The following is a 24,350-nucleotide window of genomic DNA, read 5'->3' on the forward strand; positions in this document are numbered from 1 at the left end:
GCTCTCCTCCTCATGAATGTCCTCCCGGGCCTGAAACATGCGCCAGCATGTCCGCGCGCACCGCGTCTTCTCCGCGGCGGCGTGCTTCGTTCTCGGCTGCGTCGCGCAGGCGCTTGGCTTCCGAAATTCGCGTGAGCACCGGGAATTTGGCGAGCGCCGCATCGAACAGCGCCTGCGCCTCCCCGTCCCAGCCGATCGCCTGTTCGCTCTCGCTGGCGCGCGCCGGTGTCGCTTCCACCTGATCGAGCTGGCCCGCCAGCGGAATGACGTGGAAGAGCATGTCGAACAGCGCGTTGCAGACTTCCTGCACCAGATAGACCGCGCCGGAATATCCCATGAAGGGCGTGCCGGTGTGGCGGCGGATGATCGCGCCGGGGAAGCTTGCGGGGATGTAAGTCGCGCGGCTGCCCGCTTCGGCCATGTAGATGCGCTCGTTGATCGAGCCGAACATCACCATCGGCGGGTTTTCGGCAATCCGCTCTTTCACCGACTGGTTGTCCGGCTTCTGCCCGGCGATGCGCGAGACCGCGAAGCGGCAGGGCAGACCCATTTCCTCTTCCAGGAAGTGGCGCACGCCGCGTGCGTAGGTTTCATTGGCCACGATCGCGAAGCTCGCTGTGCCGAAGAAATCCTGCGTGACCGAGCGCCACAGATCCCAGATCGGCTTCAGCGTCGTCGCCTTCTCGCGCGCGATAAAGGGCTGGACGTCGAGGCCCAGCAGCTGGCCCAGCGTCTCGAGAAATGCGGTGGTCGACTGCATGCCGATCGGCGCCTGCAGATAGGGCCGGTCCAGCATCTCGCACAGCTTGCGGCCATATTCGCGGTAGAGGCAGATGTTGACGTCCGCATCGTTCAGCTTCTTGACGTCGGCCAGCGTGCTGCCGAGCGGGAAGCAGCAGTTCACCTCCGCGCCGATGCCTTCGACCAGCCGCACGATCTCGGCTGCGTCGCTCGGCCCGTTGAACATGCCGTAGCCCGGCCCGATGATGTTCACGCGGGGGCGCTCGCCCTCTTTCTTCTTGCGCGGGCGGACCTTGCCGCCGAATTCGCTCATCATCCAGGCGAGCGCGCGGTCCGCGGACTGCCACTGATCCTCATCGATGGTGCGCGGCAGGAAGCGCTTGATGTGCGATCCTTCGGGCACCAGCCCGCCACCGATCATCTCGGCAATCGATCCGGTGACGACCACCGCGGGCTTCGACGTGTCGAGCGTCGCGCCTGCGCGCGTGAGCGCCTGTTCGGTGCCGTCGCGCCCCAGCTCCTGTTCGGACAGGCCGGTGACGACGATCGGAAGCTCATGCGGCGGCAGCGCATCGGTATAATGCAGCACGCTGGTGACCGGCAGGTTCTCGCAGCCCACCGGGCCGTCGATCACCACCTGCAGCCCTTCTAGCGCGGTAAACATATAGACCGCGCCCCAATAGCCGCCGGCCCGATCATGATCGAGGACGAGGGTCATGCCGCGGCCCCTTCCGGCGCGAAGAACGCCTTCATGGCATCGAACCGCGGTTTGGACGTCATGGCGGCATTCACCACCTCGGCGATCGATCCCGCACCTGCCGGGCCCATCAGCGGGCGGGCGGAAATCAGATTGGTGAAGTAGAGCGCCGGGATGCCGCGCTCCTTCGCCTTCTGCACCACGGGGGTGGTGCCGATAGCGAGATCCGGTTCGAACGCCTCCATCGCCGCGCAGTCCTGCTCCAGGCTGGCGCGGAAGCGGACGGCGACGCCGCGCGCTTCCAGCCATGCCGCATCGATCTCGGCAAAGGGAGTGCGCGGGCAGGCGGTGCCGACATAGCGCAGATCCGCGCCGCTTTCGACGAGCAGACGCGCGACCAGCAGTTCGGAGCCTTCATAGCCCGACAGGGTGATGCGGCCCTTGATCGGCGACTGGGCGAGCGCGCCGCGGCAGGCGCCCAGCATGGCATTCTGTGCGGCAGTGACTTTTTCGGCAGCGATCCCGCAAGCATCGCCGATCGCGGCCAGCCAATCCTGCGTGCCTTCGACGCCGACGGGGCCGGAGCCCAGAACCGTGCGGCCAGCCGCCTCGAACTCGCGGATGCTGGCGGTGTAGAAGGGGTGGATTGCGGCAACGGCGGCGCAATCGAGCGCCTGATACAGTTCGCGCCATTCGCGCGTCGGCACCACCGGCCCGGCGGCCAGGCCGAGCGGGGCCAGCATGCGGCCCAGGATCACCGGATCGGCGGGGAACATCTCGCCCAGCATGGTGATGCTCGGAAGATCGGCCTTGCCCTCGCCCATTTTCTCTCTGGGCGCACGAACCGGCCCTTCGGCCACTTCCTTGCGCGCATAAGCCAGCATGGCGCCTGCCAGAACGTCCTTCGCCTCGGCATGGGTCGGCACGCCGAAGCCCGGCACGTCGATGCCGACGATGCGCACGCCGTTGATGCTCTTGGGCAGCAGCCGCAGCGGGACGCCGCTGGCGGTGGGCACGCACAGATTGGTGACGACGATCGCGTCATAATTTTCGGGGTCCGCCATGTCGTGGACCGCATCGCGGATATCCTCGAACAATTTGCCGGTGACCAGGCTCTCGCTGTTGAAGGGCACATAGCCCACGCTGCGGCGCGCGCCGTAGAAGTGCGAGGTGAAGGTGAGGCCGTAAACGCAGCAGGCCGATCCCGACAGGATCGTCGCGGTGCGGCGCATGCGCAGGCCGATGCGCAGGGAGCCGAAGGCGGGGCACATGCTCTGCGGCTGATCGTGCGGGCCCATGGGATAGTCCGCGGTCAGCTTGTCGAGCACCTCGCCCGCGCCCGCTTCCCCGGCGCGTGCGCGGATCGCGGCGCGGTCGCCATGGCAATCCACGCTGTCGGGTGCGGGTGCGGTCGCGCTAAGGGTTTCGCTGTGCGCCATCAGACCGTCTCGTAGATGACTTCGAGGCTCTTCGGCTCTGGCACCGGGCGTCCGTGCATGTCTTCCATGCTGGCGGGCTGCAGCACGTAATCACGGCCGGTCTCGTCGGCGGAGAACAGGTTCAGGAGCGCGTCCTGTTCCAGCGGAGACGGCTTGATCGGCGGCGCTTCGGCCACGTTCTTGGCCAGCTCCTCGAACAGGGGCGCCCATTCGGTGCCGGGCTTGCCGATGATCTGATAGTTCGCGCTCTTCTTGCGGATGTCGTCATTCGCGGGAATCGAGGCGAGAATCGGAATTTTCGCTTCGTTTGCGAAGGCCTGCGCCTCGCCCGTGCCGTCATCCTTGTTCACCACCATGCCGGCAACGCCGACATTTCCGCCCATTTTCGAGAAATAATCCACCGCGGAGCAAACATTGTTCGCCACATAAAGCGACTGCATATCGTTCGACGCCACGACGATGACCTTCTGACAGAGGTCGCGCGCGATGGGGAGGCCGAAGCCTCCGCACACTACGTCGCCAAGAAAGTCCAGCAGCACATAGTCGAAACCCCAATCGTGGAAGCCGAGTTTTTCCAGCGTTTCGAAGCCGTGGATGATGCCGCGCCCGCCGCAGCCGCGGCCGACTTCGGGGCCGCCCAGTTCCATCGCGAACACGCCGTCGCGCTTGAAACACACGTCTTCGATGCGAACCTCGTCACCCGCCAGCTTCTTTTTCGAGCCGGTTTCGATGATGGTGGGGCAGGCCTTGCCGCCAAATAGCAGACTGGTGGTATCGCTCTTGGGATCGCAGCCGATCAGCAGCACGCGCTTGCCCTGCTGCGCCATCATGTAGCTGAGATTGGCAAGCGTGAACGATTTTCCGATGCCGCCCTTGCCGTAGATCGCGATGATCTGCGTCTCTTTCTTGGCCGGGCCGGTCTCTTCGTCCTCGGCCGGATCATAAGCGAGGTCGATCGTGTCGCGGCTGGGACGGGGGGCGCCAAGGGTCATAATTCGCTCCAATCGAGCACCATTTTCAGGCAGTCGGTCTGGGTGAAGGCACGCGAATAGGCGCTGGCCGCCTCGCGTGCCGGGGCGTGGTCGGTAACGAGGCCGTCGAGGCTGAGCGCGCCGCTTTGGATAAGGCCGCGCACGGCCTGCATGTCGGCGGGCGTCCATTCGGCGGCGATACGCAGGCGGGCCTCGCGCATGAAGGCGGGGGCGAAGGCGAAATCGATGCGGCCCGGATAGAAGCCCGCAAGCACCAGCTCCCCGCCCTTGGCGAGGCGACCCATCAGCGGATCGATCAAGGCGGCGTCGCCCGAACAGTCCGCGATCGTGCGGTAGTCGCGGCGATCATCCGACTCGGCATTTGTGACGGCGTAGCCGGACGCGCCGCCGGTGCGCGCGGCATCGCGTTCCCACACGACCGGCATTCCGCCCTTGGCGACAGCGATCCGCGCCATGATGCGTCCGACGGTGCCATGGCCGACGATCAGATCGGGCAGCGCGCCGCCCGCAACCGCATGGTGCGCGGTGGCCGCAAGCGCCAGCAGAACGCCGCGCTCGTCACCCAGCAGATCGTTGGAGAGAAGGCGTTCGCCCGGCACGGTCAGCGTGCGTGCGGCCGCGCCGAACAAGGAGCGCACCTCGCCGAAGCATTTTGCGCCCGGCACGAACACCTTGTCGCCGACATGGAAGCGTGCGCTGCGGCTTTCGGCCACTTCGCCCACCGCCTCATATCCAGGGACGAGCGGATAGCCCATGCCGGGAAAGTGCGGCATGCGCCCTTCCCAGAGCAGCTTTTCGGTGCCGGTAGAGATGCCGCTACGCGCGATCTCCACCACGACATCGCCATCGGCAGGTGCGTCCAGTTCGATCGACTCGATAGCGAGTGATCCTGGCTCCTGCATTATGACGGCTTGGCTGCGCATCGTGTTCCTTCGAGAAGGCTGGCACCGTCTGTCGATCAGCGGCGCTAATCCGACTGTCAGAATATACTTACATTTTTTAGTGTCAAGCTGGCTGTACGGTTTGCGTGGCAGTCTGGACTGACAGAAGCGGGGAGGGCCGCCGCAGCTTTCGCGACGGTTTCAGCCCCGCATCGCGCAGCAGACGCCTGAGGGCGGCGGGCGTGCGAAGGCGGCCCGATCGCATGGCTGCAAAATAGGCGGCAAAATAGGCGGTCTGCGGATCGCGCCCGCGCTGCGCCATCGGTTCTGCGATGACCAGCCGTCCGCCCGGTGCAAGCGCGTTGGCGCCGCGCGCGATCATGGCGGCCGCGGAGGCATCGTCATGGTCGTGCAGGACGCGGACGAGGGTCACGACGTCGGCCTGGGGGAAAGATTTATCGGCGGGCAGGAGGGCCACGCGCCCGGCCAGTCCTTGGCGACGCAGCGAGTCGCGGGCCACTTCCAGCACGGGTGGGAGATCGGCCAGGCTGAGTTGCAGCTTTGGAAAGCGCCGTGCCAGCTCGGCAACGAACCGTCCGTCGCCGCCGCCGAGATCAAGCACATGGCTGGCCGCGCCGAAGTCGAACCCGGCGATCACAGCGTCCGCGACGAAACTTTGCGATTCGGCCATCAGCGCTGCGTAACCGGCGGCGTCGCCGCTGCCGCCGTCATAGGGCCAGAAGGATGCGATGCGTCCGTCGCCGCCCCCGCGCAGCATGGCCACCGGATCGGCCATGTCTTCATAGAGCAGCCGGTTGTGTTGGATCATCGCGCGCAGTCCGGTATCGGTCGCGACGACCAGCCCGTCGATCGATAGCGCGATGCGATCGCCCCGCCGCTCCAGCAGCCCTGTGGCGATGAGGCCCTGAAGCAGCGCCGCCGCGCCGCTTTCCGGCAGACCGGAAAAAGCCGGCCATTCGTCCATCGCGCAAGCCCGCTCGCGCAGCCGATCGAACAGCCCCAGTTCCACCGCAGCGAACAGCATCTGCGACTGTGAAAAGCCAGCCACCGTTCCGAACAATCGCTGTGCATGATGGGCCGAAATGCGCCGCCCCACCGGCATCCGCCCGATCCGGTCACGGAAGGAAGGATCGCCGAGCAGGCAGTCGCGAAGAGCTCGTAACCCGAACATCCAGCTATGTTTACAGCTAAAACCGACAAAAGAAATGGACAGTTGCGGGGGCGGGGCGCATGCTGTCCTCATGGGCAACACATCCGCTCCCGTGGTCATCGTCGGCGCCGGCATGGCCGGTTTGACTGCCGCGAACCTTTTGGCGGCGGAGGGCGTCGCGGTGCTTCTTATCGAGAAGGCGGATGCGCCGGGCGGCAAGATGGCCACCATTACCATTGAGGGCCGCGCGATCGACACCGGCCCCACCGTTCTGACCCTGGGCGATGTGTTCGCCGATCTCGATATCGACCTGCCGCAAATCGAGCCCGCCGATATTCTGGCGCGGCATTTCTGGTCGGACGGTGCCTCGCTCGATCTGTTCGCCGATACGTCCCGCAGCGCGGATGCCATCGCCGCTTTTGCGGGTGAGGAAGACGCGAAGGGATTTCACAGCTTCACCAAAGCGGGCGGGGCCATACTCAATGCGCTGGAAGACAGCTTCATGCGCGCGGACAAACCGGCAAACCCGATCGACCTGATGTGGCGCGGCGGCGTGAGGGGGCTATCCGGCTTTGCCAAGATTGATCCCTATCGCTCGCTCTGGAAAATGGTGTCGCAGCATTTTGCCGACCCGCGACTGCGCCAGTTGTTCGGGCGCTATGCCACCTATTGCGGTAGCTCTCCGTTCGAGGCGCCCGCAACGCTCGCCTTGATTGCGGAGGTGGAGCGGCGCGGCGTCGGGCTGGTCGAAGGCGGGATGGGCCGATTGGCCGAGGCGATGTGGCAGGGGGCCGAACGTGCGGGCGCGCAGGGCCGTTTCGGCACGGGCGTCGAAGAAATTCTGGTCGAGGGCGGGCGCGCAGCCGGCGTGCGCCTGTCCGATGGATCGACCGTGCAGGCGGAGACCGTGCTACTGACAGCCGATGCAGCGGCTCTTGCCGAGGGGCGTTTCGGCAAGGCCCCGGCCAAAGGACGCACGCGGTTCAAGCGCGCGGATCGATCCTTTTCGGCCTTCACCGTCGCCATGCTGGCCGATGCGGGGGACGCACCCCTCGTGCGTCACAATATCGCCTTCTCGGACGATAGCGAGGCGGAGTTCGCCGAGCTGGCGGCGGGCCGCATCCCATCCGATCCCACCGTTTATCTGTGCGCGCAGGACCGCGGGGCCGATGCCGCAGCCCAGCGTCCACGCGGCGGGCTGGAGGCGATGCTGATCGTCGTCAACGCACCGGCAGACGGCGACATTCATGACTATTCGCAAGCGGAGATCGATCAATGCATGACCGCCATATCGAACCGGCTCTCCCGCTCGGGGATACCCATCCGGATCGATCGATCCCGATGTTCGATCTCGACACCTTCGGATTTCGAACGCCGTTTTCCTGCGACCGGCGGGGCGCTTTACGGCCGGGCTTCGCATGGGTGGATGGCTTCGTTCCAGAGGCCGGGCGCGACCACGGGCGTGAAGGGGCTCTACTGCGCGGGCGGCAGCGTCCATCCGGGCGCGGGCGTGCCGATGGCCGCGCTTTCGGGCCGGGCGGCGTACCGCGCGATGCGCAAAGACCGCGCTTTGACATCGATCTCCCGCAGGGCGGATATGCCTGGTGGTATGTCGACGCGTTCAGCGACTGCGGACGCTACGGGCTGACGGTCATCGCTTTCGCGGGATCGGTCTTCTCGCCTTATTATGCCAGCGGATATCGCGCCGAACCGCTCGATCACTGCGCGCTCAACGTTGCGCTTTATGGGCGCAACGCCCGGTGGACGATGACCGAGCGGGGCACCGAAGCGGTCTCGCGTGAGCGGCAGGAGTTTCGGATCGGCCCCAGTGGCCTGCGCTGGGAAGGCGACACGCTGGTGATCGACATTGCCGAGACGACGCCCTGGCTGCGCCGCAAGGTGCGCGGGACGATCCGCGTGCGCCCGGAGGCTTTGGTCGACCGGCCCCTGGCGCTGGGCCGGAACGAGCGGCATTTCTGGTGGCCCGTCGCCCCCTGCGCGCGCATCGAAGTGGCGATGGACGAGCCGGAGGCGAGCTGGAGCGGCTGCGGTTATCTCGATATGAATGTTGGGGCCGAGCCGATCGAGAACGGCTTTTCGCATTGGGACTGGAGCCGCGCGACGCTGAAGGACGGGCGCACGGTCGTGCTGTACGATCTGATGCCGCGCGACGGCGCGCCCAATAGCCTCGCCGTCGCCTTCGATCCCGATGCCGAGGTGTCGGAGATCGATCTGCCTGCGCCCGCCAACTTGCCGCCCACGCTCTGGCTAATGGGTCGCCGGACGCGCGCGGACGCGGGCACCAAGGTGCGTGTGCGCAAGACGCTGGAAGACACGCCCTTCTACGCGCGCACCCGCCTCTCAACGCACTTGTTCGGGGAGGAGGTGGAGGCGATGCATGAGAGCCTGTCGCTAGACCGGCTACGCTCGCCCGCGGTGCAGTTCATGCTGCCCTACAAGATGCCGCGCCTGGCGGACCGGCGCACCAAGCCGCGTGTCCCCTGGCCGATTGCCGCGCGGCCTTCGGGGGATCGCTGAGCGCCACTTTACTCCCGGCCCGTGAGCTGCCCAGGGAAGGCCTAAACGTCGATGGCGCTTTTTATTGCGTCCGCCACGCGGCCTGACGCTTCTTCATGCGCCAGATGCCCTAGGCCGGAGAGCCATTCGGTTCGCCCATTTGGCACCAGCGCGGCGACCTCGCGTCCCTGGACGGGGGGCACCATGCCGTCCTCGCTTCCGTTCAGCAGGGTGAGCGAGGGTTCGAGGCGACCGAGATCGGCCTTCAGCCCGTCGAGATCCCAATTGGCCATCAGCGCCAGCGCGGCATCGACATGGGCGGAATGGCGGAACAGCCGCGCATAATAGTCCCGCTGGCGCGCATCGATGCTCGATCCGGTCTGGCCCAGAACGCGGTCCACCGCGCCGTCGTCCTGCGCGCGCCAAGCCATGAAGCTGGGCACCAGCGGGTTGAGGAACAGCATCTTGGCGATGGCCGGGAACAGGCGGTGCGCCGGTCCCTTGAACGGCAGTAGCGCCCCGTTCAGCGAGACGATCCCCCGCGGCGCGATCCGTCCGTCCAGCGCCATGCGCAGGGCCACCGCCGCTCCGGCGGAGTGCCCGGCGACATAGGTAGGCGTCTCGTCCAGTGCCTCCTGCAGTCCGCCTACCGCGCGCGCGACATAGGGCAGCGAAAGCATGCCGCTCGCGCGCGGGGAGGTGAAGCCGTGGCCGGGCAGGTCCGGCGCGATCAGCCGGAAATGCGGCGCCAATAGCGGCCAGATCGGCCCCCAGCTATGCGTCGCCGCGCCCGTGCCGTGCAGCAGCAGCAGCGTGGGGCCGCTCCCGCCGCGCTGCACATGCCAGCGGTGGCCGGCGGCGGTGACGAACGCACTCGCCTCGCGGTTCGGCCAATCGGCCCCGTCGCGGTCCCAATCCGGGTGGCTCATGGCGCCACGATCGCGGCGAGCGCGCCGTCATCGAGGCGGGGCAGGCGAACGTAGCGCGCGGCCATGGAGCGGGCGAGGGCCTCCACGCGGCGGTCCCCGCGCGCGGAGCTGTCGATCAGGATCGCCGGAATACGGGCGGCGGCAACGAGCGCGGCGATGGCTTCCGCATCCTGCTGCGCCTGCGCGCGGCCCGGTGTGCCGTCGCGCGCGATATTGGCGCCGCCGTCGGTCAGCACCACCAGCAGCGGCGCGCGGCCCGCCGATCGGCTGCGCGCGGCCTGCTCGAGGCCCGCGGCAATTCCGGCGGCGAGCGGTGTTCCGCCCCCGCCCGGCAGCGCCTGCAGCTCGCGCTTCGCCCGGGCGAGCGAGCGCGTGGGCGGCAACAGCGTTTCGGCAGCCGAGCCGCGAAAGGCGATCAGCCCCACTTCGTCCCGCCGCACATAGCTTTCGGCGAGCAAGTGCTCGACCGCGCCCTTCACCTCGGCAAGGCGCGCCAGCGCGGCGGAACCGGAGGCATCGACGGCGAAGATGGTGGCGCGGCGGCGTTGCGGCACCGGACGGCGCACGCGAATATCGTCGGTGCGGATGGCAGGGCGGTCTCCCGGCCCCCGTCCGCGCAGCCGCTGCATCGGAGCGGCGGCAATCAGCGTGGCGGCCAGATCGAGCCGGGCGCCGGCATGGGGCAGGCCCTTGCGAAGCTGCCCCCGCCGCCCGCGCGGCGAACCGCCGCCGCGGCTTGTCGCGCTGCCGTGCAGACCCGCGCCGGCCATGGCGCCGCCGCCGATTTCCAGCAAACCGGCGGGAAGCGCGGCCTGCGCTGCATCCACCAGCCGCTCCCCCAGATCGTCGCCTTCCTTCTGTTCGGCGGTGTCGGCTTCGTCGGAAGGGGGTGTTTCGTCCGGTTCCGGCGGCGGCGGTTCGGAAGGCTCTTCCGGCAACCGCCGCGCGCGCGGGGCGAGCGCGAGCCGCACCGCCCCCTCTGCGTCGCTGCGAGTCGTTTCCCCCGTGCCCCGACGCGCGGCCAGCGCACGCGCTACGGCGATGGCATGGCTCGGCGCACGCAATGATGCGATGCCGAGCACCGCCGCCAGTTCGCAGAAGGGCGCGACCAGATCGCCGGTTGGTTCGCCATCCTCGTCGATCGGCGGAAAGGCTTCGAGATCGCGTAGCGACAGGCCGTCGCAATCGACCCACATCGCCATGCGGTCCGCCAGCATCGCGCCCATCGCCCCGTCCGGCTCGCTCTCGTCGATCAGCACCACCCCGCCCGGGAAGGCCCCTTCGTCGAGCCCGCGCGCAATCAGTGCGGCGAACCGCTCGCCGATCCGCTCCGCACCCGCTACCAGCAGCACGCGGCCTTCCAGTCTCTGGGAGAGCGAACGGGTGCGCACGGTCCGCCCGGCGGCAACGCTAGCCATGACGTCGATGCCGCCTGTCAGCGCCTCGACATCGGCCTCGGCGGTTATGCGCAGCATGCCGCGTTCAGCCGCGGCGAGCCGTTCCAGAAGATGCGCGCGCACCGGGCCTTCGCGGGCGCGCAGAACCAGCGACAGTCCGGCCTCGCTCACCAGATCGATCGCCGCCCGCGCGTCCTCCATTCGGCGCGCGGCCACGCTCACGCCGCGATCTCTTCCAGCGCGCGTTGGACGCGGGCTTCGCCGTCGCCGCCGTCGAGGGGATCGCGGCGCAGGCGATGGGCGAGCGCCATCGGCGCGATGGTGCGGACATGCTCCGCAGTCACCTCCGTCTCGCCTTCCAGCGCGGCGAGCGTGCGCGCTGCACGGATGGTCACCAGTTCGCCGCGCAGGCCGTCGGTGCCCAGCGCCATGCAGATACGCGCGGCCTGTTCGATCGCGGCGTCGGGCGTTTCGATAGTGGGCAGCGCCTCGCGCGCGCGTTCGACGGCGCGGCGCAGTTTGCCGTCCTGCCGTTTCCAGTGGGCGACGAAGTCTTCGGGATCCTGCTCATAGGCGTCGCGCCGCTTCACGATCTCGATGCGCTCGGCAATGGACGTTGGTGTCGTGACCGAGACGGCGAGGCCGAAGCGATCGAGAAATTGCGGGCGCAGTTCGCCCTCTTCGGGATTGCCGCTGCCGACAAGCCGAATGCGAGCAGGGTGACGCACCGAAAGCCCGTCGCGCTCGACCAGATTTTCGCCGCTGGCCGCCACGTCGAGCAGCAGATCGACAAGATGGTCTTCGAGCAGATTGACCTCGTCGATATAAAGGAAGCCGCGATTGGCGCGGGCGAGCAGGCCAGGTTCGAATGCCTTTACACCCTCGCCAAGCGCGCGTTCGAGATCGAGCGCGCCGACCAAACGGTCCTCGCTCACACCCAGCGGAAGATCGACCATCGGCACCGGCGCCTTGGCGGTTTTGCTCCGATCCGTTTCGCGGCACTCGGCGCATCGCGCGGCGGCAGGCTCGGGCGCGCAACCATAGCGGCAGCCTTTCACCACGCTCATGTCCGGAAGCAATTTGGCCAACGCGCGCACCGCGGTGGATTTGCCGGTGCCGCGATCGCCGAGGATGAGGAGGCCGCCGATACTCGCGTCGATGGCGAGAAGCAGCAGGCCGCGTTTCAAAGGTTCCTGTCCGACGATGGCGGAAAAGGGATAAGGGCTGGTCATCGCCCATCTGCCTAGCAGACCCGGCGACGCTCGGCGACAGCGGAGCGATCAGCGCGCTTCGTTTTCCTGCGCCGCGGGAGTCGGCGATTCGATCTCTCGCCGCAGCGGCTCCAGCGAAACCTCCGGCGTGCGCACCTCGGTGCCGCCGCCCAGCGCCACATAGAGCGAAGCGAAGTTCTGGAGTTCCTGCCGCTGCGCCGTCAGCAAAGCCTGCTGCGCGGCGAAGAGATTGCGCTCGGCATCCAGTACTTCGAGATAATTGGCGGCGCCTTCGCGGTAGCGCAGGCGCGCGAGATAGGAGAGGCGGTCGTTCGCTTCCACCGCGCGGCGCAGGACCGCCACCTGATCGGCAATGTAGCGGCGCCCGGCGAGGGCGTTGGACACTTCCTGGAACGCGGTTTGCACCGCCTTGTCGTAATTCGCGACCGATTCGAGCCGCCGCGCTTTGGCAAGTCCTAGATCCGCCTCGCGCGCGCCCCAGTCGAAGATCGGCAGGTTCAGGCTGGGGCCGAAGCTCCAGGTGAAGGCGTCGCCGTCGAACAGGCCGCCGAGGCTCGTGGAAGCAAAACCCGCATTGCCGGTTAGCGAGATGTTCGGGAAAAAGGCCGCGCGCGCCGCGCCAATATTGGCCTCGTCCGCGCGCAGCTGCTCTTCGGCCTGCACGATGTCGGGCCGCACGAGAAGAAGGCGGGACGGCAGTCCGGCATCGAGCCGCGCGGTGACGGTTTCGTCGGCCAGCGACAGGCCGGGGGGCAGATCGCCAGGAATGCGGCCGCCGACGAGGACGGTGAGCTGATTGGTGGCGGTGGCGAGATTCTGCTGCTCGACGGCGACCTGCTGTTCGGCCTGCGTCAGGAGCGTTTCGGCCTGATAATAATCGAGTGCGCTGGTGACGCCGGCATCGAGCCGCAGCTTGGCGATGCGCAAGCCCTCCTGACGGCTTTCGACCGTGTTGCGGGCCAGTTCCAGCTGTTCCTGCGTCTCGACCAGATCGAAATAGGCCGAAGCGACGTCGCCGATCAGCGAGAGATAAAAGGCGCGCTGGGCTGCGACGCTGGCGAGATATTGCGCGCGCGCAGCCTCGGTAAGATTGGCGACGCGGCCCCAGAAATCGAGCTCGAACGAGGACACGCCGACGCCGACATTGAAACGGTTGAAGGTCGTGCCGCCCGATCCGCCGACAAGCGCACCGCCGCCACCTGCGCCGCCCCCGCCGGTACCGCCACCGCCCGCGCCGCCATTACCGCTGCCGCCATTGCCCGCGCCTGCACCGGTCCCGCCGCCTGCACCACCTAAGCCGCCGCCACCGAAGCCACCGCTGCCGATACGGGTGCGGACGGCGCTGGCGTTGAGGCCGACATTGGGAAGCTGCTGGGAGCGCTGGATGCGATATTGCGCCGCGGCCTGTTCGATCCGCGCGGTGGCCGCGAGCAGATCGCGGTTGTTGGCCAGCGCCTCGGCAATCAGCGCTTCCAGCCGCGGATCGGCGAAATAATTCTGCCAGGCCAGGCTGCTTGCAACGGCGCCGCCGTCCGGGCGATAGTCCGGATCATAGGCTAGATCGCTTGCTTGAGCCGGACGCGCATGATCGGGCGCGAAGTTGACGCAGGCGGACAAAGCCAGCGCGGAGGCCGAGACCAGGGACAGCCGGGCAGCGGGGCGGAGGGCTTGGCGGATCGTCATGCAGGCTGTGCCTTTCCTTGGTCGCTGCCGCCCGCGCCATCGCCGTCCGGTTCGCTTCCGTCCGCTTCCTCACCGTCGGTTTCCATCGTGCCGGCGGCGTGCGGCTGCTTGCGGCTGAGATGGCGACGGACCAGTAGATAGAGGAGCGGAATGATGAACACGCCGATGCCGGTGGCGGTGATCATGCCGCCCATCACGCCGGTGCCCACCGCGATACGGCTGGCCGCGCCCGCACCGCTTGCCAGCACCAGCGGCACCATGCCCAGAATGAAGGCGAGTGAGGTCATGATAATCGGGCGCAGGCGCAGCTTGGCAGCTTCCTTTACCGCCTCGATCGGCTTCAGGCCGCGCTCTTCCTCCTCGATCGCGAACTCGACGATCAGGATGGCGTTCTTGGCGGCGAGGCCGATGATCGTGATGAGGCCGACGTTGAAATACACATCTGCCGAGAGACCGCGCAGCATCGAGAACAAGACCGCGCCCAAGACGCCCATCGGCACGATCAGCAGCACCGAAAGCGGCACCGCCCAGCTTTCATACAGCGCGGCGAGCAGCAGGAACACGACCAGCGCCGACAGGCCGAGAAGCGCGCCGACCTGGCCGGCGGACTGCTTTTCTTCATAGCTGATGCCGGTCCATTCATAGCCGATACCATCGGGCAGCTTGTCGGCCATCTGCTCCATCGCCGCAATCGCAGCGCCGGACGAGCGGCCGCTCGCCGCCTCACCGGAAATCGTCATGGCGGGATAGCCGTTGTAACGCGCCAGGCTGGGCGGCTCGGCGGTCCATTCGGCGGTGGCAAAAGTGCTGAAGGGGACGAGCTGCCCCTGATCGTTCGGCACGCGCAGATCCATCACGTCCTGCGGCGTCATCCGGTCGGCAGCTTCGGCCTGCGCGATAACGCGCAGCACCCGGCCGTTGCGGTTGAAGTCATTGATATAGGTCGAGCCGAAATTGATTCCGAGCGCATTGTTGACGTCCGATATCGAGAGGCCGAGCGCGGTCGCGAGCGTGCGGTCGATATCGACGCGCAGGACGGGGCCGGCGGGCTGATCTTCCGGGCGGATATTGGTGATCACCTCGTTCTGGCTGGCCATGCCGAGCAGTTGCTGCTGCGCCTGGCGCAGCGCATCGCGGCCCAACCCGGCGCGGTCCTCCAGCTTGAAGGAGAAGCCGCTGGCATTGCCGAGCGACTGGATCGGCGGCGGCTGGATCACGAAGGCGATGGCCGACTGTATCTGGCTGAACACACCGGTGGCCTTTTCCACCAGCGCGCCCGCAGAACTGCCATCGCCGGTCCGCTCGCTCCAGGGCTTCAGGCTGGCGAACATCAGCGCGTTATTCTGGCCCTGTCCGAAGAAGCTGAAGCCGCGCACGATCACGAGGTTCTGCACCTCGGGCTGATCCAGCCAGAACTCCTGGACCGGGGCGATCGCCTCGTTCAGCACATTGCGGGTGGATCCCGGCGGGCTTTGTACGACGGTGATGACATAGCCCTGATCCTCGGTCGGCAGGAAGGCCGTGGGGAGGCGCATGAACAGGAACACGGTGATCGCAGCGAGCAGCGTGAAGACGGCCAGTCCGCGCATCGGTTTGGACAGAATGCGGCTGTTTACCTTCGCATAGCGCTCGGTCATCCGGGCGAACCAGCGGTTGAACGCGGCGAAGAACCCGCTGACCTTGTCCCACAAGCGGGCGAAGAAGCCGCGATCCTGATCGCCTTGCTTGTCGTCGCTCTCCTGCGCGCGCGTTTGTGCGCTTTCTTCTTCCTCCTCCTCTTCGTCCAGCGACGGGGCGCTGCCCGTGCCGCCTTCTTCGATCGGCTTCAGGAAGGCGGCGCACAGGGCCGGCGTCAGCGTGAGCGCCATGAGGGCGGAGAAGGCGATCGATATCGCCAAGGTCACGGAGAACTGGCGGTAGATGCCGCCCGTCGATCCGGGGAAGAACGCCATGGGGATGAACACCGCGATCAGCACCAGCGTAATGCCGATGATGGCGCCGGTGATCTGGTCCATCGCCTTGCGCGTGGCCTCCAGCGGCGGAAGGCCTTCCTCGCGCATGATGCGCTCGACATTCTCGATCACTACGATCGCGTCGTCCACCAGGATGCCGATGGCCAGCACCATGCCGAACAGCGTCAGCACGTTGATCGAAAAACCGAACAGCCACAGGCCGAGCGCGGCGCCTGCCAGCGCGATCGGCACGACCAGCGCCGGGATCACGGTGGCGCGCCAGTTCTGCAGGAACAGGAACATGACGAGGAAGACGAGCACCATCGCCTCGATCAGCGTCTTCACCACTTCGTCGACCGAGGTCTGAACAAACGGGGTGGTGTCATAGGGAATCGAATAGCTGACGCCCGGCGGCAGCTGACGCTGCAGCTCTTCCATCCGGGCCTTCACGCCCTCGGCCGCGGCAAGCGCATTGGCGCCGGTGGCAAGCTGTACGGCCATGCCGGCCATCGGCTTGCCGTTCAGCGTGGTGGTGGTGTCGTAGCTTTGCGCGCCCAACTCCACACGGCCCACATCTGCGACGCGCACCGTCGCGCCGCTTTGCGCCGCGCGCAGGATGACCTGCTCGAATTCCTTGATCGTGGAGAAACGATCCTGCGTAACGATAGTCGCGTTGATCTGCTGGTCATCGACCGTGGGCAGCGCGCCGAGCGAGCCGCCTGCGGTCTGGCTGTTCTGCGCGCTGATGGCCGCCACCACATCGGACGGCGTGAGATTGTAGCTCGCCAGTTTTTGCGGATCGAGCCAGATGCGCATGGCATATTCGGAACCGAACAGCCGGATATCGCCCACGCCCTGCACGCGGCGCAGTTCATCGACGATGCGGGTGGAGGCGATATTGCCAAGGTCCACGGCGTCATATTGCTCGCCCTGGCTGGTCAGCGCGACGATCAACAGGAAGCCGGTATTGGCCTGACGCACCGTAATGCCCTGCCGCCGCACCGATTCGGGCAGGCGCGCCTCCACCGTGGAAAGACGGTTCTGCACCTCGGTCTGCGCGATATCGATATCGGTGCCAGCCTCGAAGGTCAGCGTGATAGAGGCGGTGCCGTTCGACTGGCTGGTCGAGGCCATGTAGAGATAGCCTTCAACGCCGTTCAGCTGCTGCTCGATCACCTGGGTGACGTTCTGCTCCAGCGTCTGGGCGTCGGCACCGGGATAAGCGACCGAAATGGTAAGCGAGGGCGGGGCGACCTGCGGATATTGCTCGATCGGCAGGGCGCGCAGGGCGATGATGCCGCCCAAGAGCACACCGAGCGCAATTACCCAGGCAAAAACCGGTCGGTCGATGAAGAAACGTGGCACGCGCGCGCTCCGCCCTTACTGGGTCTTGGCCGCAGCGCCCGAAGGCTGGCCGCCGCTTGGCTGCGGACGGGCCGTGCTGCCCAGAACCGAGCGGCTGTCCTGAACCTTTACAGGCGCGCCGGGGCGGATCTTCTGCAAATTGCTGACGATCACCTTGTCGCCCGGTTTCAATCCGCTTTTGATGATCCAGCCATTGTCGACCAGCGAACCCAGCTCGACATTCTGGCTGCGTGCCTTTCCGTCCGGGCCGACCACGAATACCGTTGAACCGTTCTCGCCCACCTGCACGGCGCGCTGAGGCACAATGATGCCGCCTTCGCGCTGGCCGGCAAGAATACGTGCGCGCACGAAATCACCGGGAAGCAGCAATTGTTGCGGGTTGGGGATTTCGCCGCGCAGAACAACCGCGCCGGTGCTCTGATCGACCGAATAATCGAGGAAATTCAGGCGCCCCTTGATGGGATAAGGCGTGCCGTCCTCAAACTGCACCTCGAACTCGATGCGGCCATTGGGGTCGAGCTCCAACTCCCCCGATGCGATGGCGCGGCGGATGTCCAGCACCTCGGATGAGGCCTGCGTCAGCGTCACGAAGATCGGATTGAGCTGCTCGATCCGGGTCATCAGCGTGCCTTCGCTTTGACTGACGAGCGCGCCTTCGGTCACCAGTGCGCGGCCCACGCGGCCGGAAATCGGCGCGCGGACGGTGGTGTAGCTGAGTTGCAACTGCGCCGCGTCCAGCTGCGCGCGTGCGGCGGCGACCTGCGCGCGGGCTTCGCGCTGCGCCGCGACGGCGGCGTCATATTCCTGCTGGCTGATGGCCTGTTCGCTCACCAGCGGCTGGTAACGCTGAACCACTGCGCTGGCATTGGCGGCGGTAGCCTGGAGCCGCTGCAGGTTGGCGCGCGCCTGATTGACCGTGGCCTGCACCTCGCGCGGATCGATCCGGAACAGCGGTGCGCCTTTTCGAATTTCGGTGCCCTCATCATAGACGCGGGCCTGCACGATGCCGGTGACGCGGGCGCGTACTTCGGCGGTCCGGATCGGCTCAACCCGGCCCGGCAGCTCGATAATGTTAGGCACGGACTGCGTCCGCACGGCCGCGACCTTTACCGGCGTCGCCGGCGGCGGACCTGCCTTGTCCTCGTCCCCGCCGGAGCAGGCGCCGAGCGCCATCGCGGCGGCAATCATCCATGTACGCATGTTGGTTGTCGAGACCATGCGGCGGCCATTCCTTAGCAGTTGCAGCAAAAGGCATAGGGCCGATCCGCCTGCCCCGCAAGTCGTTCGAACGAACTAACTCAGTTTTTTACCGAAACCTTTTATTCGCGTGTGCAAATTTGGGTTTTTGCCGGACCCGGCTGTGCCGAATGTTCAGCCGCCGGTGACGGACATGTGCCGCGCCAGCGCCGGATCGGCGCCCTTGGCGATGCGGAAATGGTGGCGCTCCGGCTTGGTCTTCATGGCCCGGTCCAACGCGGCATCGAGGGCCTGTTCCGGCTCCGGCCCGCGCAGGGCGGCGCGCAGATCGGTCATCTCGCCATGGCCGAGGCAGGGGAACAGTTCTCCCTTGGCGGTCACGCGCACGCGGTTGCAGCTGGCGCAGAAATTATGGCTGATCGGGCTGATGAAGCCGATGCGTCCACCCGTTTCCGCGACATTCCAGTAACGCGCCGGGCCGCCGCTGACATGGCTGGACGGCTCCAGCGTGAAGCGCTGCTCCAGATCGCGGCGCACGGTTTCCAGCGAGAGGAACTGGTCCGATCGTTCGGCCGCGATATCGCCGAGCGGCATCACCTCGATAAAGGTGATGTCCATGCCCTTGACATGCGCCCAAGCAGCAAGATCCGGAATTTCTTCACGGTTGGTGTCGGCCAAAGCCACGGTGTTGAGCTTTATCTTGATGCCTGCATCAAGGGCGGCATCGATGCCGTCGAGGACGCGGCTCAGCATGTCCCGGTTGGTCAGCGCAGCGAACGCTGCCGGATCGCGCGTGTCGAGCGAGACGTTGAGCCGCTTCACACCGGCATCGGCGATGCGCTGCGCATGCCGGGCGAGGTTGGTGGCGTTGGTGGTCATCGTCAGCTCATCGAGACCGTGACCCAGCCGCTTGCCCAGTTCGTCGATCAGCGGCAGCGTCACGGCGCGCACCAACGGCTCGCCGCCGGTCAGCCGGATCTTGTTGACGCCGCGGGCGATGAATCCGTCCGCCAGACGTACCAACTCATCGAGATCGAGCAGCTCCCGCCGGGGCAGGAACTGCATCGCCTCACCCATGCAATAATTGCAGCGCAGATCGCACCGATCCGTCACCGAAAGGCGCAGGTACCGGATCGTGCGTCCGAATTCGTCGATCAATTTTCCGCAAGCCATCAGTCGGTAACTATGCGCACCGGTACGCCTTTTGAAGCTGGTGTCTTCGATTTCTCGTCATGATACCAGAGCGGGACGAGCGGATTGAGCTCCGGAAAATAGCCGGCAAGGCAGCCGTCGGGCACCTCATAAGGTGTCACCGTCAGGCCCGGCACGCGCCGATCCACGCCATCTTCGGCATCGCCGATCAGGGTGACGCGCTGGCCCGCTTTCAGGCCGGCCTTTTCCATTTCCTTCGGATTGATCAGGATCACGTGCCGCGTGCCCTCGATCCCGCGGAAACGGTCCGAATAGCCGTAAATGGTGGTGTTGAACTGGTCGTTGGACCGCAGCGTGATGAGCCGATAGCGGCCTTCCTTGTCGGCGAGGCCGGTGGCGGACAGCATTTCAGGGGTCGTGAACTCGGCCTTGCCGCTCTCGGTCTTCCAGACCCGCTCGCGCGCGCTGTTGCCGCGGTAAAAGCCGCCTGCCTGCAGCATCCGCTCGTTCATGTCGTAGAATTGCTCGTGATAGGTCTCGGCAATCAGATCGCGCACGATAGAATAATCGCCGGTCCAATCGTCCCAACGAAGCTTGGGATTGGGCGCGCAGGTTTCCTTGGCAAGGCCTGCGACGATCGCGAATTCGCTCAGCAGATGCTCGCTCGCCGGCGTGCGCTTGCCGAAGGAGGCGTGAACATGGCTCAGGCTGTCTTCCATCGACACCTTCTGCATGCCGCTCGCCTGCATATCCCGTTCGGAGCGGGCCAGGCAGGGCAGCAACCATGCGCTCTTGCCGTTGATCAGATGGCTGCGGTTGAGCTTGGTCGCGATCTGCACCGTCAGCTCCAACTTTTGCCACGCCTCTTCCATCCGCACGATGTCCGGAATGGCGCGCACGAAGTTGCCGCCCAGCGAGATGAAAGCCTTTACGGTGCCGTCTTCGATGCCTTCGCAGGCTTCCACGGTGTTCATGCCGTCCTCACGCGGCGGATCGAACCCGAACTGTTCGGCAATCAGGTCGAGCGGGACGAGCGCGGTCTTTTCCGCAATGCCCACGGTGCGCTGGCCCTGCACATTGCTGTGGCCGCGCACGGGGCTCATGCCCGCGCCGGGGCGTCCGATATTGCCGCGCAGCAGCAGGAAATTGGTGAGCAGCGCAATATTCTCGAAACCGTGGACATGCTGCGTCAGCCCCATGCCGTAGATGCCGATCACCTTTTCGGCGTCCATATAGACGCGCGCAGCGTCCATCAGCGCGGTGCGGGGCAGACCGCTATTGGTCTCGATCTCTTCCCAGCCCGTGGCGGCGCATTTGGCCTTGAACTCCTCGAACCCGTGCGTGTGTTCGGCGATGAAATCCTCATCGATCACGCCGCGGCCGGTCGCCTGGCGACGCTTCACATCGCACTCCAGAATGAATTTGCACATGCCCAGGATAGCGGCGATGTCTCCGCCCGCCTTCACCTGATGATATTGATAGCTGATCTTGGTGGCGCGCCCGGTCAGCATTTCGACCGGGTTTTGCGGCGAGATGAACTCCTCGAGGCCCTTCTCTTTCAGCGGATTGAAGGTCACGATCTTGCAGCCGCGTTTTACGGCGTCGCGCAGCGGGTGGAGGAAACGCGGACTGTTGGTGCCGGTGTTCTGGCCGAAGAAGAAGATCGCGTCGCACTCGTCGAAATCGTCCAGCGTGCAGGTGCCCACCGGCGATCCGATCACCTTGCTGAGCGCCACCGAAGTAGTTTCGTGGCACATATTGGAGCTGTCGGGCAGATTGTTGTGGCCATAGGCGCGGGCAAACAGCGCGTAGAGATAGCTCGTTTCCAGGCTGGCGCGGCCGGAGGCGTAGAAGATGGCCGATTTGGGATCGAGCCGCTTCAGATGCGCGCCAATTTCGCGGAACGCCTCGTCCCATTCCACCGGCACATAATGATCCGTCTCGGCATCGTAGCGCATGGGGTGGGTCAGGCGGCCCTGATCCTCGAGATCGAAATCCTTCCAGCTGCGCAGCTCGGTCACGCTGTGGCGCGCGAAGAATTCGGGCGTGCAGCGCTTGGTGGTCAGCTCCCACATCGTTGCCTTTGCACCGTTCTCGCAAAACTCGAAATGGTGCGGGTCTTTCGGCTTGGCCCACGCGCAGCTGGTGCACATATGGCCGCCGGCCTTGTTCTGCCGGGCGAGGGTTTCGAGCATCGCTGGCGTCGGTTTTTCCGTGCCCGCGATCGCCGCCATGCCGCGTACACTGCCCCAGCCGCCGGCGGGCCCGTCATAATGCGGCATATCGTGATTGTCGCGGTTGGCCGGATCACGGGGGTCGCTCATACGGGGGCTCCTTCGGTGCTTCTGTCGTCCGCCCGTGACAACGGGGATTGTAAATCTGGCGGAACCAGCGGTCTGCCATAAATCTTTCAGAGCGGTAAGTCTCTGATCCAAGGAACGCGAAGATGCCGCAAAACGATCCCGTTCTCTATTCGCCCGCGCTCGAAACGCGAGAGGATGAGGAGGCGAAGACGAATGAGGAGATGCAGGAAACCTTTCAGGATATCCTGAACATCACCGCGGAAGATGAGGGCAGGGCGATCCGATCGGTCCATGCAAAGAGCCACGGCATCCTGTCCGGCACGCTCGAAATCCTGCCCGATCTGCCAATCGAATATGCGCAAGGCATGTTCGCACAGCCCGGCCGGCATGCGGCGCTGGCGCGGATATCGACCAATCCCGGCGACATCCTGCACGACAAGATCGGTCTGCCGCGCGGTTTTGCGATGAAGGTGCTGGATGTGGAAGGCACGCGCCTGCCCGGATCGGACGGTAGCGTGCAGGACTTCACCATGATCAATGCGCCCGCCTTTACCGCGGAAAACGGGAAGGATTTCCTGCGCAATCTGAAGCTGCTCGCCAAGACCACCGACCGCGCGGAATGGGCGAAGAAGGGGCTTTCCACCGTTTTGCGCGGCGCGGAGAAGCTGTTGGAAACGGTGGGTCTGGAAAGCGGCACGCTGCAGTCGATGGGCGGCGCGCCGAACGTCCATCCGCTGGGCGAGACCTATTATACGATGACGCCCTATCGCTATGGCGATTTTGTCGCGAAGCTGCAGATCGTGCCCGTTTCCGATAATCTCACATCGCTGACCGGGGAGATCATCGATGCGTCGGATCGTCACGACGCTTTGCGCGAAGAGGTTGCCGAGGCGATGAAGACAGCGGACGGCGTCTGGGAGTTGCGCGTGCAGCTGCTGCGCGACAAGGACAGTATGCCGATCGAGGATGCTACGGTGGTGTGGGACGAGGAGCTCAGCCCCTTCGTCGCCGTGGCGCGGCTCACCGTTCCCGCACAGACGGGGTGGAGCGAGGCGAAGGCGCAGAAGGTGGACGATTGCATGCATTTCAGCCCGTGGAACGGTCTGGAAGCGCACCGCCCGATGGGCCGTATCAACCGCATCCGCCGCGACAGCTACGATTTGTCGGCGCGCTTCCGTGCCCGGGTGAACCGATGCCCGATGCACGAGCCGACCTCCGCCGAACTGGAGGCGCTGGTCTGACCTGGCTCCCGAAAACAGGATCCTGACCGCGATGGCCCGCAGCCGGACCTTCGCCGCATTGGAACGCCGGTTCGATGGGAGCCCCGATGCGGAGCGCGACCGTGCGGTGCCTGTCGAGACGCCGGTGGCGTTCGAGGTCAACGGCCTCGGCTATGCGGTGATGATGGCGACGCCGTCCGACCTTGCCGAGTTCGCGACCGGCTTCGCGTTGTCGGAGGGTCTGGCCGAACGCGCCGATGAGGTACGCAGCGATATCGCCGAGGTCGAGGGCGGCTGGATCGCGCGGCTCAAGGTTCCCGCCGCCGGGGCCGAACGCGTTGCGGAGCGCCAGCGCGCGCGCATGTCGGAAAGCAGCTGCGGCCTGTGCGGAGTGGAGAATATCGCGGCAGTACATCGAACGCTTCCCGAACTCACCGCCGGGCCGCCGGTCGAGCGGGGCGCAATCGAGCGCGCGTTGCAGAGCTTGCGAGATTGGCAGCCGCTCAACCGGGAAACCGGCGCGGTCCATGCCGCCGCCTTCGCCGATATCTATGGCGCAATCAGCCATGCCTTTGAGGATGTGGGCCGCCACAACGCACTCGACAAGCTGATCGGGGGGCTGGCTTTGGCCGAAATCGATCCGGCGGGCGGCATGGTGCTGCTCTCGTCGCGCTGCAGCTATGAAATCGTGGAGAAATGCGCGCGCGCCGGGGCGGAGCTGTTGGTCACGATCAGCGCGCCGACGAGCCTGGCCGTGGAGCGCGCCAAACTCGCGCGGCTGACGCTGGTTGCGCTGGCGCGGAGCGATTCAATGCTGGTGCTGAACGATCCGTTCGGGCGGATCGGATGAGGCTGCTCGGCGCGGTGCTGGCCGGGGGACGCTCCAGTCGTTTCGGCTCGGACAAGGCCGAGGCGCTGTTGGGCGGACGGCGGCTGATCGATCATGTTGCCGCAGCGCTCGACGCCGAAACCGATGGGTTGATCGTCGTTGGCCGGGAAGACGCTGCTTATGCCTGCGTTCCCGATCGGCCCGCGCCCGGACTGGGGCCGTTGGGCGGCCTTGCAGGGGCGCTTGCCGCCGCTGGGGAACGCGGCTTCGATGCGGTGCTGACCTGCCCCGTCGATGTGCCGCGGCCGCCGACCGATCTGCGCGGACTGCTGGCGCCGGGCCCGGCCTTTCTTGTCAATCAGCCGACCATCGGTCTGTGGCCGCAAGGGCTGTTGACCGGTCTGCTGGCCTTTATCCAACATGACTCGAAGCGCTCGGTTCGGGGTTTCGCGCAGCATGTCGGCGCAGGTCCGGTCGACGCACCGGGGCCGATCGCGAACATCAACCGTCCCGAAGACCTGATCGATATTTCTTAGCCGGGGCGGTTAGCCGGGGCGGCACCCGCCCGTGCCGACGTGTGGAGGCAGTCGGAACGAACCCTTCTGGCCGCTCGCGCATTGAGGCTCTGTACGTCACCTCCACCGAAAGCCGTC

General features: G+C 66.1%; 18 protein-coding genes. 5 read left to right on the top strand and 13 right to left on the bottom strand.

The annotated features are described in order from the left end of the window. Positions 1–10: 10 nt before the first annotated feature. The 5 genes from bchZ to I6A82_RS03590 form a co-directional block, all read right to left on the bottom strand. Entirely contained in the window at positions 11–1,459 is a 1,449-nt protein-coding gene (gene bchZ / locus I6A82_RS03570; RefSeq protein ID WP_198093763.1) for a chlorophyllide a reductase subunit Z, read from the bottom strand. Continuing rightward, positions 1,456–2,877 carry a chlorophyllide a reductase subunit Y gene (gene bchY, locus I6A82_RS03575; RefSeq protein WP_198093764.1) on the bottom strand — a complete coding sequence of 474 codons (1,422 nt, stop codon included), beginning with the start codon at positions 2,875–2,877 and terminating at the stop codon, positions 1,456–1,458. Before bchY ends, bchZ begins: the two co-directional genes overlap by 4 nt. Next, positions 2,877–3,869: a chlorophyllide a reductase iron protein subunit X gene (locus I6A82_RS03580; protein WP_198093765.1), complete on the bottom strand. Its 993-nt coding sequence runs from the start codon at positions 3,867–3,869 to the stop codon at positions 2,877–2,879. The genes bchY and I6A82_RS03580 overlap by 1 nt, the downstream gene beginning before the upstream one ends. After that, a complete protein-coding gene (gene bchC, locus I6A82_RS03585) occupies positions 3,866–4,792 on the bottom strand; it encodes a chlorophyll synthesis pathway protein BchC (RefSeq protein WP_198093766.1) in 927 nt (308 codons plus the stop codon). The genes I6A82_RS03580 and bchC overlap by 4 nt, the downstream gene beginning before the upstream one ends. 82 nt (positions 4,793–4,874) lie before the next feature. Beyond that, the gene (locus I6A82_RS03590) at positions 4,875–5,942 is read right to left on the bottom strand and encodes a methyltransferase (protein ID WP_198093767.1); all 1,068 of its coding nucleotides are present in this window, start codon (positions 5,940–5,942) and stop codon (positions 4,875–4,877) included. A gap of 70 nt (positions 5,943–6,012) precedes the next feature. Here I6A82_RS03590 and I6A82_RS03595 point away from each other — a divergent pair, with 70 nt between their 5' ends. Together I6A82_RS03595 and I6A82_RS03600 are read left to right on the top strand one after the other, a co-directional pair. Continuing rightward, positions 6,013–7,569, top strand: coding sequence for a phytoene desaturase family protein (locus tag I6A82_RS03595; protein WP_198093768.1), 1,557 nt, complete (start codon positions 6,013–6,015; stop codon positions 7,567–7,569). A gap of 119 nt (positions 7,570–7,688) precedes the next feature. Continuing rightward, entirely contained in the window at positions 7,689–8,459 is a 771-nt protein-coding gene (locus I6A82_RS03600; protein ID WP_232343264.1) for a hydratase, read from the top strand. 41 nt (positions 8,460–8,500) lie between these two features. Here I6A82_RS03600 and bchO read toward each other — a convergent pair whose 3' ends face one another. The 8 genes from bchO to I6A82_RS03640 form a co-directional block, all read right to left on the bottom strand. Then, the gene (gene bchO / locus I6A82_RS03605; RefSeq protein ID WP_198093769.1) at positions 8,501–9,367 is read right to left on the bottom strand and encodes an alpha/beta fold hydrolase BchO; all 867 of its coding nucleotides are present in this window, start codon (positions 9,365–9,367) and stop codon (positions 8,501–8,503) included. Beyond that, positions 9,364–10,986: a VWA domain-containing protein gene (locus I6A82_RS03610; RefSeq protein WP_198093770.1), complete on the bottom strand. Its 1,623-nt coding sequence runs from the start codon at positions 10,984–10,986 to the stop codon at positions 9,364–9,366. Before I6A82_RS03610 ends, bchO begins: the two co-directional genes overlap by 4 nt. Then, positions 10,983–11,996, bottom strand: a complete 1,014-nt coding sequence (gene bchI / locus I6A82_RS03615) for a magnesium chelatase ATPase subunit I (RefSeq protein WP_198093771.1) — start codon at positions 11,994–11,996, stop codon at positions 10,983–10,985. Before bchI ends, I6A82_RS03610 begins: the two co-directional genes overlap by 4 nt. 48 nt (positions 11,997–12,044) lie before the next feature. Continuing rightward, a complete protein-coding gene (locus I6A82_RS03620) occupies positions 12,045–13,679 on the bottom strand; it encodes an efflux transporter outer membrane subunit (protein ID WP_198093772.1) in 1,635 nt (544 codons plus the stop codon). After that, positions 13,676–16,996: a multidrug efflux RND transporter permease subunit gene (locus tag I6A82_RS03625; RefSeq protein WP_198093773.1), complete on the bottom strand. Its 3,321-nt coding sequence runs from the start codon at positions 16,994–16,996 to the stop codon at positions 13,676–13,678. The genes I6A82_RS03620 and I6A82_RS03625 overlap by 4 nt, the downstream gene beginning before the upstream one ends. A 15-nt stretch (positions 16,997–17,011) precedes the next feature. Further along, positions 17,012–18,214, bottom strand: a complete 1,203-nt coding sequence (locus tag I6A82_RS03630; protein WP_232343266.1) for an efflux RND transporter periplasmic adaptor subunit — start codon at positions 18,212–18,214, stop codon at positions 17,012–17,014. A gap of 153 nt (positions 18,215–18,367) precedes the next feature. Further along, positions 18,368–19,366 carry a GTP 3',8-cyclase MoaA gene (moaA, locus tag I6A82_RS03635; protein ID WP_198093774.1) on the bottom strand — a complete coding sequence of 333 codons (999 nt, stop codon included), beginning with the start codon at positions 19,364–19,366 and terminating at the stop codon, positions 18,368–18,370. Further along, a complete protein-coding gene (locus I6A82_RS03640; RefSeq protein WP_198093775.1) occupies positions 19,366–21,669 on the bottom strand; it encodes an FdhF/YdeP family oxidoreductase in 2,304 nt (767 codons plus the stop codon). Before I6A82_RS03640 ends, moaA begins: the two co-directional genes overlap by 1 nt. Positions 21,670–21,791: 122 nt before the next feature. Between I6A82_RS03640 and I6A82_RS03645 the strand changes: the two genes are divergently transcribed. Genes I6A82_RS03645 through mobA form a run of 3 tightly spaced genes read left to right on the top strand, consistent with a single transcriptional unit; the run spans position 21,792 to position 24,233 of the window. Next, positions 21,792–22,889: a catalase family protein gene (locus tag I6A82_RS03645; protein ID WP_198093776.1), complete on the top strand. Its 1,098-nt coding sequence runs from the start codon at positions 21,792–21,794 to the stop codon at positions 22,887–22,889. Positions 22,890–22,920: 31 nt separating this feature from the next. Continuing rightward, positions 22,921–23,718: a formate dehydrogenase accessory sulfurtransferase FdhD gene (gene fdhD / locus I6A82_RS03650; protein WP_198093777.1), complete on the top strand. Its 798-nt coding sequence runs from the start codon at positions 22,921–22,923 to the stop codon at positions 23,716–23,718. Beyond that, a complete protein-coding gene (gene mobA / locus I6A82_RS03655; RefSeq protein WP_198093778.1) occupies positions 23,715–24,233 on the top strand; it encodes a molybdenum cofactor guanylyltransferase in 519 nt (172 codons plus the stop codon). The genes fdhD and mobA overlap by 4 nt, the downstream gene beginning before the upstream one ends. Positions 24,234–24,350 lie beyond the last annotated feature (117 nt).

Origin of the sequence: Novosphingopyxis sp. YJ-S2-01 (genome assembly GCF_016093175.1) — a bacterium.
GTDB lineage: Bacteria > Pseudomonadota > Alphaproteobacteria > Sphingomonadales > Sphingomonadaceae > Novosphingopyxis > Novosphingopyxis iocasae.